This is a genomic window from Anaerocaecibacter muris (genome assembly GCF_943192945.1).
GTDB lineage: Bacteria > Bacillota > Clostridia > Christensenellales > Pumilibacteraceae > Anaerocaecibacter > Anaerocaecibacter muris.
Window position 1 is genome coordinate 304,909 of sequence record NZ_CALPCE010000001.1, and the last position, 17,883, is coordinate 322,791.

A 17,883-nucleotide genomic window follows, 5' to 3' on the forward strand; every position below is an offset into this window, starting at 1 on the left:
CGGAACAGGGTATCGAAGAACCGACAGCGGAATTGAACGCGGTCGAGCAAGAACCCAAGGTCGTTGACGTACAGAGCGAAGCGAACAAAACTCAAAAGTACACGCATAAGATAGTGCGCGAAAAAACTTTTGTAAAAGCCGTGAACGGAGTCAGTTTTAATATGACTTACGGCGAAACGCTGGGCATAGTCGGCGAAAGCGGTTGCGGTAAGAGTACTATGGGCAGAAGCGTTTTACGCTTGCACCCTATAACGGAAGGCAACGTTATTTTCGAGGGAACCGATATTACTCGACTTAAATCGAGCGAAATGCGCAAGTTCCGCACGAAAATGCAAATAATATTTCAGGATCCGTACAGCAGTCTGCCGCCGCGTAGTCCCGTAGGGGAAATTATAGGCGAAGCGGTCAAAGTGCATAAAATAGTGCCTAAAAGCGAATACCGCGATTACGTCATAGATATAATGCGCAAGTGCGGACTGCAAGACTTTTACTTCGACCGTTATCCGCACGAGTTTTCGGGCGGTCAGCGTCAGCGTATTTGCATAGCGCGCGCGCTTGCCGTCAAGCCCAAGTTTGTAGTTTGCGACGAGCCTGTGTCCGCGCTTGACGTGTCGATACAAGCGCAGGTCATTAACCTGTTGAAAGAGCTTCAACGCGATATGAACCTTACGTACCTGTTTATATCGCACGATTTGAGCGTTGTTCAGCATATTTCGGACAGAGTGGGCGTTATGTATCTCGGCAGTTTTGTCGAGTTGGGCAGTAAACGCGATATTTTCGATAAGCCTATGCACCCTTACACTCACGCTTTGCTGTCTGCCGTGCCTGTGCCCGATCCGCACTACAAAGGCAATCGCATTGTATTGCACGGCGATATTCCCAGTCCGGCGCACCCGCCCGAGGGTTGTAAATTTCACACGCGCTGTTCGCGCTGTATGGAAATTTGCAAGCACGTCGAGCCTAAATTCAAGGATTACGGCGACGGGCACATGTGCGCTTGCCACTTATATCCGCAGGATTAAAAAAAATGTTCGGAAAGAACAAAAAGAAAAAACATTATGATGACGACGACGGCAGAACTATCGTAAACATGAACGTGGACGGTATGCCGTGGTATCAGCCTCACGCCGATAAGAACAAAAAGGTTAGCGAGGAGGATAAGCCCACGCGCAAGGAAACTTGGGCAATGGTGAAGGCATGGTTTGCCGCTTACGCGCCCAGAATTTTGGCTGTGCTTATAGGTTTCGGGCTTACGATTGGTATAATAGTTTGTTGGCTTAACGGTTGGTTCGTTAATTAAAAGTTTATTGTCGGCGCGCTTTGTCGCGCCGATTGTTTTGTTAAGATTTTATTTAATATCGATTATAATACGATAAAGCAAGGGGCGGCGAATGTTTCCTTACAACAGAGTTATCATAGTAGGCAACAGCGGTTCGGGTAAATCGACTTTGGCGCGCGAAATGGGCGAGCGGTTCGGCTTGCCCGTTGTTCATTTGGATAAATTGTTTTGTGTTTAAAATTTTCTCAATTACAGTCGGCAGGGCAAAGGTCTTGACAATATTGTCGAATTATTGTAAAATACTAAAAAGGAAGAACAAGTTTTATGGATAAAGACACCGAAAAAATGCGCGACGGCGCTACACAATGCAATAATACCGCCGAGTACATCAACGGCGAAATTTCGAGCTTGACAAAACAAGACCAAAAGGAACTTTCGAGTTTGGAAAAATGGAAGCGCAAACGCACCGTTCGCAATGCGAAGTTGTTGTTTCGAGCGATTGACGTGCTTTTTAAAAAAGCGCAAAATTCTTGCCCGTATGTGGACAAAGATAACGCAAAGTCTATACACTGCATAAAAGATATTGTTTACGACGAAGCGCACGCCGAGGTGTGCAAATTCGATTTTTACAGGAAAAAAACGGGTGGGAAATTGCCTGCCGTAATTCTTATTCACGGCGGCGGATTTATTGCGGGCGATAAAAAATACAGGAGAGGCAGAGCGCAGTATTTCGCACTAAACGGATTTGCTGTTTTTTGCATAAATTACGGGCTTGCGCCGGACTTTACTTTTCCGGAGCCGCTTATTCACATTGTCACCGCGGCAAATTATATTTACGACAATGCCGAAAAATACAACATAGACATCGGTAAAATTTTCGTGGACGGCGACAGCGCCGGCGGATATTATGCGGCTATGCTTTCCGCATTTAATTGCAATGATAAATTAAAAGAGGTGTTCGGTTGCGCGCCCAAGTTCCGTATTTTCGGCGCGCTGTATAATTGCGGCGTATACGATATGCAGACCGTTATCGATACCAAATATCCGTTCGACATTGCTGACGGCGTTATTTTGAGCCTGACGGGCGTGCGGAGTTCGGACTTCGAGAGCTATGAACATAAAGACTATTGCGTGCCGATTGAATTTGTGTCCGCCGACTATCCGCCGACTTTTTTGATTTATTCGGATAACGATACTTTTTGTAAAGGACAGGGGAATAAAATGCTCGCCGCGCTTGATTCCGTCGGCGTGTATTGCGAACATTACGTCGCTCGGCACTCTACGTCAAATCACTGTTTTTCGCTTACGTGGACGGGCGAGGACGCGTCGGTCGCTAACGAGTTGATGATGTCTTTTGCAAAGCGTCTTGCTGCGGACAAAATCAAGCTGTAAACGGAAACGCGGTGTAAATCGCCAACAACATATAAATCGCCGCGATAAAGGCTTGCTTTTGCTTTATTAAAGTTGTATAATAATCGAGATGAGAGAAAAGTTCCGAAAAATAGTGGAAAGCCCCGTCGGCGTTCGCTTGGATAAATTTTGCAATTCTGTGTGGTACATCATAGCGATAGGCTCGGTGTGCGTGCTTTGTCACTCCTTGGATATACCTGTCGTCGGCGCGGCGTTATTGACGGTGTTGCTTGTTCCTGCACTGCTGTTTTGCAAAAATTCGTTTGTTCTTGTACCTTTTTTAATGATGTGCGCCTTTGTTTTGTCCGAGGAAACAAAACCCGATACGGGATATTATAATACGCCGTTGCGCATTTCTGTTTTATGTATAGCTCTTGCAATTATTATTACGGCATTGTTGTTTAATTTAATTTATTACGGAAAATGGAAATATATTTTTAAAAAAGCTTATTTTTCGGCGTCGTTGTCGTTGATGTCGGGCGCTTTATTGATTGGCGGTATCGGTGCGTCTACTTTTACGTTTAGCGGCGTCGGTACGGCTATTTCTATCGCTATTGCGTCTTTTTTACCTTATTCGCTTATGATTAACTGCGGCATATACGAAGGTAAAAAAACAGTCGATTATTTTTCGTGGACGTTAATCACTGCCGCGGCGGTAATCGCACTCGGATTTTTACAGCAATTCGTCAGAAACGATTTCATTTTTGAAATGAGCGCGGTTAAGGATTTTCTGAAACTCGGATATGTCGGTCCGAATACGGGCGCGACGATAGTGACAATGGCTATACCCGTAACTTTTTATTTTGTTTATAATTATAAGCACGGATATTTATTTATGCTGTTGGTTGCATTGGAACTTTTTGTTGTAATAGTAACGTATTCGCGTGCTTCGCTGGTCGTTGCCTTACCGGGAACGGTCATAGTATCGATTGCATTGTGTTTTAAAAAGAAATCCGGAAGATTAGGTTATCTTATTACTTTCGGTTTGTGCGTGATTGCCGTGGCTGTTATAGCAATAGTATTTAGAAATTATATTATCGATAAGCTAACTGCACTTTTTGCGGGTAACGTAACGGGAAGCGGAAGAACTAATCTGTGGAAGAGCGGATTTGACGCTTGGTGCAAAACGCCCATATTCGGAATAGGAATTTGGTTTTTGCGTATCGACGGCGCGCATTGGTATTATTCTTTTCACTGTACGCCTTTGACTTATCTGTTTTGCGGCGGTGTTGTCGGGCTTGCCGCATATCTATATCACAGATATAAAACCGTGCGGATCGTGTTTTCGGCAAAACTGACTTCCGAACGAGTGTTTGTCGCCTTGACTATGCTTGCAATGCTTTGTAACGCATTGCTTGATATTGCCATGACGTCGCCGACGCATTTGCTGTATTACGGAATAATGCTCGCGCTTATGGAGTGCGACGTTAGGAAAATAAAATCACAAAGTGCGGTGCAAACTACCGCTGAACAGGTTGAGAAAAATTTGAACGCCGTCAATCTCGAAATTTCGAGCGACGGCGAAACAAACACTGAAAATCATAGCGAGGAATTTAATAATGAGCGCGTGTAACCACAACTGCGAGAGTTGTAAAGAAAAATGCGACGCACCGCAACAGGAACAGCCGCACGAATTGTCGCGCATTAAGCGCGTTATAGCCGTTGTAAGCGGCAAGGGCGGGGTCGGCAAATCGTCTGTAACGGCGTTGCTTGCGTCGGCAATGCGCGGCAAAGGCTATAACTGTGCCGTGCTGGACGCGGATATTACGGGCGCGTCGATACCTAAAATGTTCGGCGTAAACGGCGGACTTAACGGCGACGGCACCGGGATATTTCCCGCACAGGCGAAGTCGGGTATAAAACTGGTATCGTCTAATCTGCTGCTCGAACACGAAACCGATCCCGTGGTTTGGCGCGGTCCTATAATAGCGGGCATGGTTAAACAGTTTTGGACGGACGTAATTTGGGGCGACGTTGATTATATGTTTATCGATTGTCCGCCGGGAACGGGCGACGTGCCGTTGACTGTATTTCAGTCGATAAAAATCGACGGCATAGTAGTCGTAACTACGCCGCAAGAGCTTGTTTCCATGATAGTCGAAAAAGCGGTCAACATGGCTAACATGATGAAAATTCCCGTGTTGGGCATTGTGGAAAATATGAGTTATGTTCTGTGTCCGCACTGTAACGATAGAATCGACGTTTTCGGCACGGGTAAAGCGGTTAAGGAAGTTTCGCAAAAATTCGGCTTGCCGTTGCTTGCCGAAATCCCTTACGATAAGGGCATTGTAAAAGCGGCGGACGAAGGCAAAATCGACGAATGCGATAAGAAGTATATCGCATCCGCCGTCGATATTTTGGAAAGCGGTTTGCCTGTGTCAAAGCACACTGACTGATTGCATAAAAAAATAAAAGCTCGATAAATGAAATGCGCCCAAAAGTTAGACAAAACTAACGGATGTGTATTTCACTAGTCGGGCTTTTTCTATTCGATAATTATCGAGTATGCGGCAATCAGTTCTTGTAACGATGTTTTGCAGTTTTGCGGACTTGTAGACGGCAAAGAAACTGCGGCGGCTATTACGGGATTATTGACGACTTTGTTATATTTCATTAAAAGTTTGTTCGCCGTGCCGCCCGTTGTGTAAATCTTTTTAACATTAGGGTAACGCGTCAATAATGTGTCTATGTCGTTAAATTCGACGTTTTTTATCGTGCTGTCGGACGCGCCTACAATGTCGCAACTTTCTATGACGTCCCACAACGCAACTCCGTGCGACAATGCGAGCCGCGCGCGCCCGTCGCTATCGGCGGGGCAGTCGCAATCGAACAGTGCGGCGAGCACGCGCCAAAACCTGTTTTGCGGGTGCGCATAATAAAATCTGCGCTCTGCGGATTTTGGCGAGAGCATGGAGCCGAGAACAAGAATGCGGCTGTTTTCGTCTATTAACGGTGCGACAATATCGTGTTTTGCGTGGCGTATGTTGTCCATATAACGGTAAATACTCCGAGAGTTTTGCGGCAAATTTAACACATTATCATTATAACATTATTCGGGAAAAATGTCGAATAATAAATAAAAAACTTATGTTAATTTGCTATCTTTATAGGCAGATATGTGATAGAATAGGCGTAAATCTACAACGGAGAAGGTTATGACCGAAAAAGAAAAAATGCTCGACGGCAAAATATACGATCCGTCCGACAGCGAACTTGCCGAGTTGAGAATCAACGCGCACAAATTGAGCAAGCTCTATAACGATACGTTCGACGACGAAGCCGACAAGCGCGCGGAAATTCTCGATAAGCTGTTGCCCAATAAAGGAGAGGGAGTCAATCTTCAAGGCCCCATATATTTCGATTACGGCGTTTTTACGACGGTAGGCAAAAACTTTTTTGCAAATTTCAATTTGACGGTTTTGGATACATGCCCCGTAACGATAGGCGACGACGTGTTTATCGGTCCCAACGGATCGATACTCACGCCCAAACACCCGCTCTGTCATGAGGATAGAAACGTATATAAAAAAGCCGACGGACGTATAACAGATAAAGAATACGGCGCGCCGATAACAATCGGTGACAATTGTTGGCTTGCGGGCAACGTGACCGTGCTTGCCGGCGCAAAAATCGGTGCGGGTTGCGTAATCGGCGCCGGTTCGGTCGTAACGGGCGAAATCCCGCCGAACAGTTTTGCATACGGCAATCCTTGCCGTGTCGTCCGCAAAATAACCGAGCAAGACCGACTGATTTATAAAAAGGATTTGTTTTAGTTGATTGCAAATTGAATTAAATAAAATGTTACAACAATACACGTTTTTTGTTTTATACGCATAAAATGGATAAGCGGAACGTAAAAATTAGTCTAACATGTGACATAAGCGGATTTTAAATATATAGAAATCGCTTGACAAAAGAAATAAACGTGTGATATAATTACTCAAATCGACAAAGGCGTCGCAAAGTGATTTGCGGTGCCTTTTGTTTTTTGAATATTTACGCGCACAATTTGGAGGCAGTTTATGAAAAGAACAAAACTGTTATCGAGTATCATAATCGGAGTAACTTCGTTGGTTGGAACGGTCGCCGTTGCATGCGGAAATGATAAAGTGCCAGCGCAAAAGAAAGACGGCGTGGAAACGGGCGTGTATTATTACGATTCCATCGGCGGCAGCGAATATTTATTGTCGCTTTACGGCGGGGATAAAGCAACTCTTGTCATGGAAAACAAATTTTCCGCAGGTACATATTCCAAAAAACAGGACGAGATAAATATCATATTTAATTCCACCGATTTAGGCACACTTTCGGCTGTGTTTGACGAATCTAACGGCATTGTTACATTGACTTATAACGATGTCGATATGCGTTTTTTGCGTCGAATAGATTATACGGTTAAGTATGACAGCAACGAGGGGAGTTCCGTAAACGACGATGTGGTTATAAACGGAAAAACGTTGGCTAAACCAGAAGACCCCGTGCGTGACGGGTATACTTTTGTCGGATGGTATATTGACGAAAATTTCAAAAGTCCGTTTATGTTTGGCACGCAACCTGTTGTTGCCGACACGACTTTATATGCGCAATGGGTGCGCAAAGAATACGGAAAGAGCGAATATACGATTAAATTCGATGCGGGCGAATATGACGGCGCGCCGAGCATAGAAAGTAAAACTACCGTAAGCGGTAAACTTTACGATTTAGAAACGCCAGAACGTGATAACTATACGTTTAAGGGTTGGTGGTATAGCATGAGCGGTAAGCGCGACGAACTAACTTATGTTGTCACGACAGATACCGTATTTACCGAAAGCACCACTTTATATGCCTTGTGGCAGGGCGCGACAGAAGGACAGAAGTTGCCCGCGCCGATAGTAAATATTAATCAAAACAATGTCAGTTGGGAGCCTATAAACGGTGCAAGTTCGTACCGTGTAGAGGTCACCGGTCCGAGCGGTTTCGATACAATAACGCAAAATCCGTCCGAGACTAATATTAACGTAAGGTTTACGAACCCCGGGGATTATACGATTAAAGTGTCCGCCGTGTCGTCTGCCTCTGCGGAATTCGATTCCGACGTAACCGTCAGACATTACAGACACAAGGCATTGTCCAAAGTATCGCTATTCAGTTTTGTAGAACCGTCAACATTGCTTTTTAACGAGGTAGAGCACGCAGAAAAGTATTTGATTTATATCGATTGCGGCGATAAAGGACATAACCATGCGCCGTTCGATAACGGTAAATCTACCAATTTCAATTTTGCCAACTGTGCAATGCAAGACGGCGGAATCAAATTCAAGGTAGAGGCGGTTGCCGAAGGATATGCGTCGTCTATTTCGGAAGAACATGTTTTCAACAAAACGCTCGAAAAAATTTCGGGATTGAACTATGACGCGCAAACCCAAACGGTTTCTTGGGCGGCGGTGCCGTATGCGACTAATTACGTCGTTTCCGTAAATTGCGGAATTTCCGATCATGACCATAAAATTGTTGATATAGGCAATAAAACTAGCTATTCAGTAAAAGAGTGCGAGCAAAAGTCGGGCGGTATAACCGTAAATGTTTATCCTCGAACAAAGGGATACAACTCGCCTGTACCTACATCAATAACTTTTGAAAAAAACATACCTGCGACGCCGCGCAATATAAAAATTGTAGGCAATAAATTGCGTTGGACGCCTGTATCCGGAGAAAATATAAAATATAGCGTTAATATTTCCGATACGGAATATTTGACCGAAACGAACGAACTTGATTTATCTGAATTGGAAGATTTTTCTTTGGAACAAGGCAAGGACTATATGATACGCGTTAAAGCCGTTATGGAAAACGGAAGCGAAAGCGTATCGTCGATTTGGAGCGATCAAGTAGACGCGCGTTGTTTGGCGTTATACAGCACAATGTCTTATAGCCGTAATACCGTGTCTTGGCGTCATGTTGTGGGCGTAAGCGGTTACCACGTGAGAGTGAACGGCGATAACGGTAGCGTGCAAAAGATAACCGACGGGTCCAACTGTGCAAAAGTTGTTCTTACGCAATCCGGTATAAACAAAATAGAAGTTAGGTATTTTATCGGCGAAGAGTCCAACACAAGCGATTGGGTAAGTTTGAGTGTGCGCGCTTACGCCATGACGTTTGATACTCGCGGTGGGGTTGTGGCCGAAGACGGCGCGTGCGCTCCGCGATATTATGCCGTCGGCGACGAAGTGTCGCTTCCCGATAACAGTTCCGTAACACAGCTTGGATTTGAGCTTGACGGTTGGTATAATGCGCCCGGCGGCGCATACGGCAATGGCGCGCGATACACCGATAAAACTTTTGTCGATGTCGGCGATATTGTGTTGTATGCCAACTGGAAATCCAAAGAATATAAAGTTACGCTTGATTATAATAACGGTGGCGACGGAATTAAAGAAGTAACGGTAGAGTACGGTAAAGAATTTAAATTGCCGATGCCTACAACAACATTAGACGCAACGACCATATTCGGCGGTTGGTGCACTACCGCGTCAGGCGACGGCATAATGCTTACCGACGTATACGGAGAGAGCTCTGCGGCATGGCGTTATGACGGCAACAGAACAGTTTATGCGCGTTGGATCGCCGCGCTCCAATACGAAAAAATTGAGGGCGGGGATGCCGGATATTATTACATGGCTAAAGCAGGTAAGAACGGAAGTGGCGCCGTCCGCAGTATAACCGTGCCCGAAAAATATCAGGGTTCCGGCGACGTCGTCGCTTATCCCGTGACGCAGTTGTCCAAAGACGTATTTACAAAAACCAAATATCCCAATCTCGAAGTAATAAATATTCCGGCTACTATCGATACAATAGCTCCCGAAACTTTCAGAAGCGCGGCGGAAACCGTCAAAGAAATTCATGTTTACGATGTTGCGGGAATTCGCGCGCCTGTGTTTTGGTCCGATGCAGACGGAGTTATATATTACAATAACGAAACAACTTCGGCAGTTCAGTTATGGTTTTTTCCCTGCGCAAAAACAGGCGAATACACAATCTCTGACAGAGTTACCGATATAGGCGAACGTGCGTTTTATTATTCTCCATTGGACACTTTGAATATACCTGCGTCCGTAAGCAGAATAGACTCCAATGCTTTTTCCAGCACCAAAATAAAGAATATAGTATTTTTATCTGCCAAAGAAGGAGAGCCTGCTCCCAGAGGCGTAACTATTTTCAAAGGCGCTTTTGATTTAGCGTCGTCGATAGAGTCTATCCATTTCCCGTCGCATAAAATTTTTATAGCCGATAAAAAAACAGAAAATGTTATAACCAATGAAAAAATAGATTATTACTGCGATTTGTTTTACGGCACGACTAAACTTAAATCGATTACTGTTGAACAAGGTAATCCGGATTATAAAGACATTGACGGATTATTCTGCGCTAACGATGTAAATTCGACTTTGTTATATGTTCCGCGTGCGCTTACAGGTGAAACAGTTGACGAAGTCGATAATGTATTTACAATTCCGCAAGGGATATTTTCTATTGGGAAGAGAGCGTTTTCCGGTTGTACTTATATACATACGGTAATTATCCCTAACTGGGTAATGTCCATACAGGACGGGGCTTTCTCCGGCTATAATGGCGTTATTCCAAGCGGAAGCACGTCCAGCTTTAATCCGTGCGGCGGAGCTTTGGCTAACGGCGGACTATCGGTTATTTTTAAAGGTAATGCCGCCTCTGCAATTACGATTGGCGATCGTGCTTTCGGTTCGGATGTTGTAGCTCATGCCGCAAAATATAAATCGGTAGTATTTGAACCCGGTTGTATGCTTACGCATATAGGCAAATATGCTTTTGCCAACGGTAATTTAAAGAACTTGAAAATACCCAAGACCGTCGCTTTAATCGACGAAAGTGCGTTTGAGGGTTCGCAGTTTGACGAAGTTGAATACGAAGAAAACGGCGTTGATTTGAGTTTTGAAAAAAATGTTTTTAGAAACTGCACGTTATTGGAAACTATGTATTTTCCTGCAAACGTCATCAAAATAGGCGACGGTATATTCAGCGGTTGTAAAGTATTAAGGGAAGTTGTAGTTGCAGAGGAAAATGAACGTTATGCGACTTTTGACGGCGTATTGTTCGGTAATTTATTGGACGATAAAGGTTCGCCTGTTTTAGACGAGACCGGTAAAGCCATTCTCGATATAATAATTTATTATCCTGCCGGTAAAACCGACGGTTTTACACTGCCGTCGAGTATTACTAAAATAGGCGGCGGATTGTTTAAAAACAATAAGGATATACCCGGCATAACAATCCACGAAAACGTTACATATATCGGCGCCGAAGCGTTTTACGGTTGCACCAACCTTTCGGAAGTAATTATTGCAGACGGAAATAAAGCGTTGGAAATATGTGCAGGCGCATTTTACGGTTGCACAAATCTTTCTACGATCACCGTTCCGTCGCGCGTTGACATAATATCCGACGATTTGTTTAACGGTTGCAAACTTTTAAACACCGTATACATCAACGGAGATATTACTTCTATCGGTGAGCGTGCGTTCAAGGATTGTGCGACGCTAAATAAAATTATCAAATCCGATTTAACTCAATTTGAGGGAAGTTCGGAAATTCCCAATTTGATTTATATCCCGTATACTGTAACGAAAATAGGCGACGAGGCGTTTTTGAATTGTAGCGCGGTAACTCGCGTTTACTTTGCCGAGCAAAGTTCGGTTGTAGCAGAGGGCGATCAAACGCAAACCGTTGCTAATCCTTATACAATCGGAAATTCTGCTTTTGCTAACTGCGGTGGATTGATTAACATAAATTTACGCGTAGGCTTGACGGAGATAGGCGAGCGGGCGTATGAGAAATGTACGTCGTTGAAAAATATCAATATACCTTATACTGTCAAAGTAATCGGCACGTATGCTTTTAGCGGCTGTACAGATTTAGCAATCATTGCTTTTGACAACACCCCGTTAGACGAAAACGAAGAACATATTGTTCGCGCCGATATTGCGATCGGATCTTTTGCAATGTACGGTTGCTCCAGCTTAACAGAAGTTATTTTGCCGAGCGGTCTTGATAGAATATCCGAATCTTGCTTTGAAAATTGCGTCAACTTGCAAACGGTATATATTCCTTCTACTGTATCTAATGATTTAACTTGGCAGTCCGGCAGTACTGCACAGCCTGTAGCTGTGGGCGATAGAGCTTTTTACGGGTGTGTGGCGCTTCATGACGTAATATTTGAGCCGGGTGACGGTGATCCGTTAAGTTTGGGCCACAATGCTTTTTACGGTTGCACTAATTTGACGGAAATTAACTTGCCTAAACGGTTGCAAGACGCTAAAGATAAAAACGGTAAAGATGCAAGCGCTTTGGGCGAATCCTTTTGGTCCGGAGCCGTACAGACAGGATTTAACAAAACAATTTATACAGCTTTTGCTATGTGCGAGAATTTGTCTGCCGTACATATCGAAGACGGCGGAAAATATTATAAGTCAGACGCAAACGGTTTGGTATACAAATTGGGAGAATTTACATATAGCGAATACGTTTACGACGAAGAAACAGACGCTTATGTGGATACCGTAAGAACAGAAAGCGACGGGGTTAATCTTGTTTATGTGCCGTTTGCAATCGGCGATACCGTAACGGTTGCTAACGATTGCACGTTAATTAACGATATGCTGTTTCAAGGCAAAACACCGTCATTAGGCGGAGCCGGTTTTTACAAGAAAATAAAGAATTTTGTTTTTGAAGATGGCGGAACCGCAGATCTCCGCATCGGGAACGGAACGAATACTACCACCGGTTTACAGGGTTCGATATTTAATTGTACCGGCGTAGAAGAAATTAACTTCCCGTCGAGAGTCGTTTCTATCGGCAATCAGGCTTTTGCGGAATGTAATTCATTAAAGAAAGTTACGTTCGATGCCGATAGCCGATTGAAAGAAATTCGGATGCAAGCATTTTCCAAATGTCAAAATTTGCAATATATTGAATTCCCGGCGAACTTGGAAGTAATAAGCGAATCTGCGTTTGAAATGAACAAGACCAAGACGTCGGCGCTCATTAACTTGCGGTTTGGTAACGGCGCGGCAAAAGTTGATGACAGCGGTAATGAGTTAAAAGATATAAACGGTAATACAATATACGAAGTAGACGAAGCGTGTAAATTAAAAACGATTATGACGAAAGCGTTCTATGGTACGGGGATAACGAGTTTTGTCATACCCAATTCCGTGGAAACGTTGGGCGAGTTTATATTTGAGAGTTGCCGTAAACTTAATACCGTAACGTTATCGAGAAATTTAAAAGTATTCGATAATGCGTTTAACGGTTGCAAGGCGGTTATTCAAATGCCGGAAGGCGGTGGGATCAATTTCGACGCAATAGACGGCGGCGTAATTTATAGCAAAGATAAAACTACGCTATTGATGTATCCCGTCGGAAAACGTGACGAAACGTACACCGTTCCTTACGGTATAGAAGAAATCGCAACGGGAGCTTTTGCTGGCAATAAGTTTATTAAAAAAGTTTTTATTCCCAATACTGTGAGCAAGATCGGCGAACAGGCATTCTTAAATTGTTATGCGCTTGAAGAAGTAGAGTTTGAATCGGACAGTGTTATTCATACCGACGAGGATGGAAACAATATTCCTATTGCTCAATCTTTGACGGTAGGCATTACAAACAGAAAAAATAATACATCCTCTTATCCCAGCACTCCTTCGGCAAGTAGCCTTCTTGGCAATTCTCATGTCTTTAGAAGTTGCGAGTCGCTTAAAAGAGTTAATTTCCCCAAGCGTACAGTCAGCGTTGGACGGTTTACGTTCTATAATTGTCTGAATTTGGAAGAAGTTACGTTTGAAAGCGGTTGTGAAATGCAGGTAATGGAAGCGCTTATGTTTGCGAATTGCTCTAAACTGCGTACTGTAACGTTACCTGACGGGTTAGAGCGCTTGGGTGTTGCTTATAACACATCGACGGAGGAAATTAACAATAACTCTTTGGCGTACGGCGCTGTTTTTTCAAATTGCACAGCGCTTCAATCCATTACGTTGCCAAATACTCTTAAGTATATTTCAAAACAAGCATTCTACAACTGCGGAATAACAAGTATTGTTATTCCGGCTAATGTCGAACGTATCGGAGTAAATGCATTTGAAAATTGCTTAAATCTAAAAACGGTAGAGTTTGCAAGGGGAAGTAATTTAGAGTACTTTGTTTATTTGGATACAGGCGTCAGTGATGAAGATGGTAATTCTTATATTTTCCAAAATTGTTCCGCTCTCGAATCTGTGATATTGCCGTATAGTTTGTTATCTCTCGGTAAATGCGCTTTCAAAAATTGTGAATCGCTTACGACTGTTAAGTATTGGAACGGATCCGGTACTTCCGAATCTGTAAATGCTGTAGTGGGACTGCCGACTAACTTAAAATATATAGGGCAGTCGTCGTTCTTTAATACTGCGTTGGGCGATATTACCGGCGCGGCAGATCCTCAAACCGTATTAAGTACGCTAAATATTCCGTCTTCGGTTTATTTTATCGGGCAAGACGCTTTCTTGGGTACAAAAATCAAGGAAGTAAGATTTGCGGAGGGCGAGAATGTTGTTATAGAAGCGGGTTCTAAAAGCACGGGCGGTGTATTTAACGGTTGTACTTTATTGGAAAAGGTTGATTTTGGCGGACGTACAATCAAGAGCGGAACAGCGGCGTCGGCTGTTAATGTGCTTGGTAAATACACGTTTTATAATTGCACAGCTTTGGAACAAGTGATTAATGTCTCCGACGCATTAAAAACCATAGATCAATATGCTTTTTACGGGTGCACTGCGTTAAAAGATTTTCTTGTTTCTGGAGATTCCAATACCTCTGGCATAATAATCCCTGGTAGCGTAACTATTATAAATAAGGCGGCTTTTGCTCAAACCGGTATAGAAACGGTTAAGTTGCTCGACGGTAGCAATATTTTGCAGATAGTCAACGGTAGCGTAGATAGTAAAGACGTTTGCGCAGGTGTTTTTGCTCAATGTCCCTTGTTAAAAACCGTAGATATGAGCAAGCGAAAAATAAAAGCTTCTAAAGATAATTATCTCGGTATGTATATGTTCTATCAATCGGGATTAGATGTGTCGGTTGTTGACGGTAAGGGCTTTACTGTTATTTTACCTGACAGCCTTACCAATATCGATAATTATAGTTTCGCTGAAAGCGGGTTAACCGACATAGAGATTACGGCTTCCGTAAAATCTATAGAAAAAACGGCTTTTGTAAAGTGCACAAAATTGACGGGATTGACTTTTGAAAGTCGTTCATTAAGCATTGCTTTTGTAAACGGCTTGAATAGCAATGAGGGCGCGTTTAACGGTTGCACTGCGCTGACTTCCGTTGTATTGCCCGATCATTTAAGTAACACCGGCAACTATACGTTCTACGGTTGCACTTCGCTTAAAAATATTAATCTCGGTAGCGCTACGACCGTCGGTAATTATTCTTTTTACGGTTGCACTGCATTGACCGATATAAATTACGGTACGGCGACTAACGTTACGATTGGTTCGTATTCGTTTGCAAACACCGGTGTCGTAAACCTTGTAGTAGGCGATAACGTCAAGGTTATAGGAGCTTCGGCATTCCGTAATTGCGGCAATTTGTCGTCTATCGTATTTGAAGACGGAGTGTTGAATGAAATCGGTAACGACGCGTTCACGTCATGTGTTAAACTTACAGCTGTCGAAATTCCTTCTACCGTAACAACAATAGGATTAAGTCCGTTTGCAAGCTGTGTTGCGCTTGCTTCCGTTACGGTGGCGGCGGAAAACGAAACTTTTATTTCGTTTGAAGACGGCGTTTACAATAGCGATAAATCTGTGTTGTACTTCTTTGCTACGGGCAAGGCTGTGGAATTCGTTTTGCCCGAAGAAACGGTTGAAATCAGACAGGGTGCGTTCTTCGGCGGAAAGATAACAAAACTCACAATTCACAAAACAGGCGAGAGCGAAGTCGAGATTGCGCAATATACTTTCCAAAACTGTCAAAATCTTGCCGAGATTGATATAAATTGCAAGATTTCGGTTGGGTATAGTGCGTTTGGATATTGCGATGCTTTGACTGTTGCCGAAAAGACCGTGTTGGGCAACGACTGCGTGCTTGCCGATAATGCTTTCCGGTATTGTGAGAATTTAGAGGGAATTACCGCTCCCGATAAAATAGTAATGTCATTGACTGCTTTTAACGGTTGTGATAAGTTTAACAACAAAAATATATCGGATATAGCCGATTTTACGTACAGCGGTTATAAAGTCGATTCCACAGGCGCTGTTATAATTACATCGAGCACAAATAAGATAGCTGCTGATGCATTTAAAGGCAATACCGATTTAACTTCCGTTGTGCTTGCCGAAGGTATTACGCATATAGGCGCAAATGCGTTTGAAGACTGCGTAAATCTTAAAAACATTAAATTGCCGAGCACGCTTATCGAAATCGGAAAATTGGCTTTTTATAATAGCGGTTTGACAGGTTCGTTGACTATTCCCGCAAGCGTAACCGATATTAAAAATGCTCCTTTTGCAGGAACTGATATTTCTTCGGTTATATTCGAAAAAAGCGATACAACATTAGCTATGGTAAGTGGCGGGAGCTTGACTGTAGTCGGCAGTGCAAATGCTTTCGGATATATGGAAGAGTTGGTGTCGGTCGATTTTAATCAAAGACCTTTTAAAAACAACTCAATGCCCGGATTTATGTTTGTCGGCAGTACAAAATTGAAAGAAGTCAAAAATATTTCCCAATCCGTAACGGCTCTTCAAAATTCTATATTTGCGAAGTCGGGATTGGAGAGCTTTGTAATACCGAACGAGTGGGCGACTATTACGTCCGCGGCAAGCACTATGTTTACGGAATGTGAGAACTTAAAAACAGTTACGTTCCCTAATGATATGCCTGTAATAAAATGGACGTCTATGTTTAAAAATTGCACGAGTCTTACTTCCGTGACTTTGCCGAGCAACTTGACAGTAATTCCCGCAAATACGTTCGAGGGTTGTACGGCGCTTACAAACATAACTTTGCCGAATACACTTGATAACATAGGAGAGGGGGCTTTCCGTTCATCCGGTTTGTACGGCATGCTTACTGTTCCTTCGAGCGTAACGTTTATAGGCAAATCCGCTTTTTCCGGAACAGCGATTAGCTCTGTGGAGTTCGAGGCGAGCGATGAAGTGCTTACATTGAAAAAAGGCGGCGGTTATACTACAATCGGTAGCGTCGGTGCTTTCGGCATGATGTCGGAGTTGCAGTCAGTCAATTTTAACGGCAGAAAACTCGATGCTCAAATGTCATCAAGCACAACTATCACGAGCGAAACATTGGCTGATTATACATTCGCTTGCGATCCCAAGCTCACATCCGTAACAAACTGGTCAAACGAGGTTAAATCTATCGGTCCGTATGCTTTTTACGGTGCGGGTTTCACAACGTTCACAATACCTGAAACTTGTAACGTATCGGTAGGCAATTACGCTTTTGCCGAATGTGTAAATCTAAAAGTATTCAACGCGCCTAATCATGTTAACAATGTAAAGAACGAAAACCAATATTATTACCTGGGTACGCATGCGCTTAAGAATACCGCAATAGAGAATTTCGATGTTCCCGAAGGTGTTTTAGCTGTTGCTCCTAACTTGTTTATGGATTGCGAGAAGTTGAAGTCGGTTACTCTTCCAAGCACATTGAAAAACGTCAGATCAAATTCGTTTGAGGGGTGTATTTCGCTTACAAGCATCGATATTCCGGAAGGTGTAGAATGGATTTACGCAAGCGCGTTTCTTAACTGTACTTCGCTTACGCACATTACTATACCTACCACATTGACAAAAATAATGAGAAATGCATTCGAGGGCTGTACGGTATTGACCGATGTTGTTCTTTATGAGGGTATCGATGTTATAGAGGCTGACGCGTTTGTCGGCTGGACGGCTAATCAAAGAATATATGTGGTCGGTAATATTGCGCGACCCGATGGTTGGGTATCCGGTTGGAGCAGCGGTGCTACCGTTGTGTGGGATTACAGTCTGCCTGAACAGTCGTTAGCGGCATAATGTCCGCATAGTACGTTAACAATTTGAACATGGATAGTTCGGCAATTTCGTTATCAAGAGTTGCGAAATTGCCGAATTATCGCATTTTTTTGCGATACAGCC

The 17,883-nt window shown here is 43.5% G+C and carries 9 protein-coding genes; 8 read left to right on the plus strand and 1 reads right to left on the minus strand.

Annotated features, from left to right (window positions below; genetic code table 11):
• Positions 1 to 110: 110 nt before the first annotated feature.
• From NFR57_RS01135 to NFR57_RS01155, 6 genes are all read left to right on the plus strand, one after another.
• Positions 111 to 1,022 (plus strand): ABC transporter ATP-binding protein, encoded by a 912-nt coding sequence (locus NFR57_RS01135; RefSeq protein WP_338022258.1) that lies wholly within the window; start codon positions 111 to 113, stop codon positions 1,020 to 1,022.
• 5 nt (positions 1,023 to 1,027) lie between these two features.
• Positions 1,028 to 1,300, plus strand: coding sequence for a hypothetical protein (locus NFR57_RS01140; protein ID WP_251181997.1), 273 nt, complete (start codon positions 1,028 to 1,030; stop codon positions 1,298 to 1,300).
• 91 nt (positions 1,301 to 1,391) lie between these two features.
• Positions 1,392 to 1,517: a P-loop NTPase family protein gene (locus NFR57_RS08690; RefSeq protein ID WP_275557160.1), complete on the plus strand. Its 126-nt coding sequence runs from the start codon at positions 1,392 to 1,394 to the stop codon at positions 1,515 to 1,517.
• A gap of 86 nt (positions 1,518 to 1,603) precedes the next feature.
• The gene (locus NFR57_RS01145) at positions 1,604 to 2,671 is read left to right on the plus strand and encodes an alpha/beta hydrolase (protein WP_251181998.1); all 1,068 of its coding nucleotides are present in this window, start codon (positions 1,604 to 1,606) and stop codon (positions 2,669 to 2,671) included.
• An 88-nt stretch (positions 2,672 to 2,759) separates the two neighbouring features.
• Complete coding sequence (locus tag NFR57_RS01150; RefSeq protein ID WP_251181999.1) at positions 2,760 to 4,262, plus strand: O-antigen ligase family protein; 1,503 nt, start codon at positions 2,760 to 2,762, stop codon at positions 4,260 to 4,262.
• A complete protein-coding gene (locus NFR57_RS01155; protein WP_251182000.1) occupies positions 4,249 to 5,085 on the plus strand; it encodes an Mrp/NBP35 family ATP-binding protein in 837 nt (278 codons plus the stop codon). The genes NFR57_RS01150 and NFR57_RS01155 overlap by 14 nt, the downstream gene beginning before the upstream one ends.
• An 89-nt stretch (positions 5,086 to 5,174) precedes the next feature.
• On the opposite strand, the gene NFR57_RS01160 is transcribed toward NFR57_RS01155, so the two are convergent.
• Positions 5,175 to 5,681 (minus strand): DNA-deoxyinosine glycosylase, encoded by a 507-nt coding sequence (locus NFR57_RS01160; protein WP_251182001.1) that lies wholly within the window; start codon positions 5,679 to 5,681, stop codon positions 5,175 to 5,177.
• 163 nt (positions 5,682 to 5,844) lie between these two features.
• Here NFR57_RS01160 and NFR57_RS01165 point away from each other — a divergent pair, with 163 nt between their 5' ends.
• Positions 5,845 to 6,462 (plus strand): sugar O-acetyltransferase, encoded by a 618-nt coding sequence (locus NFR57_RS01165; protein ID WP_251182002.1) that lies wholly within the window; start codon positions 5,845 to 5,847, stop codon positions 6,460 to 6,462.
• A gap of 249 nt (positions 6,463 to 6,711) precedes the next feature.
• Entirely contained in the window at positions 6,712 to 17,781 is an 11,070-nt protein-coding gene (locus NFR57_RS01170) for a leucine-rich repeat protein (RefSeq protein WP_251182003.1), read from the plus strand.
• Positions 17,782 to 17,883 lie beyond the last annotated feature (102 nt).

Coding starts and splice junctions, on each gene's coding strand:
- NFR57_RS01140 (WP_251181997.1), top strand. CDS start 1,028: ATGTTCGGAAAGAACAAAAAGAAAAAACATTATGATGACGACGACGGC.
- NFR57_RS01170 (WP_251182003.1), top strand. CDS start 6,712: ATGAAAAGAACAAAACTGTTATCGAGTATCATAATCGGAGTAACTTCG.
- NFR57_RS01165 (WP_251182002.1), top strand. CDS start 5,845: ATGACCGAAAAAGAAAAAATGCTCGACGGCAAAATATACGATCCGTCC.
- NFR57_RS08690 (WP_275557160.1), top strand. CDS start 1,392: ATGTTTCCTTACAACAGAGTTATCATAGTAGGCAACAGCGGTTCGGGT.
- NFR57_RS01155 (WP_251182000.1), top strand. CDS start 4,249: ATGAGCGCGTGTAACCACAACTGCGAGAGTTGTAAAGAAAAATGCGAC.
- NFR57_RS01145 (WP_251181998.1), top strand. CDS start 1,604: ATGGATAAAGACACCGAAAAAATGCGCGACGGCGCTACACAATGCAAT.
- NFR57_RS01150 (WP_251181999.1), top strand. CDS start 2,760: ATGAGAGAAAAGTTCCGAAAAATAGTGGAAAGCCCCGTCGGCGTTCGC.
- NFR57_RS01160 (WP_251182001.1), bottom strand. CDS start 5,681: ATGGACAACATACGCCACGCAAAACACGATATTGTCGCACCGTTAATA.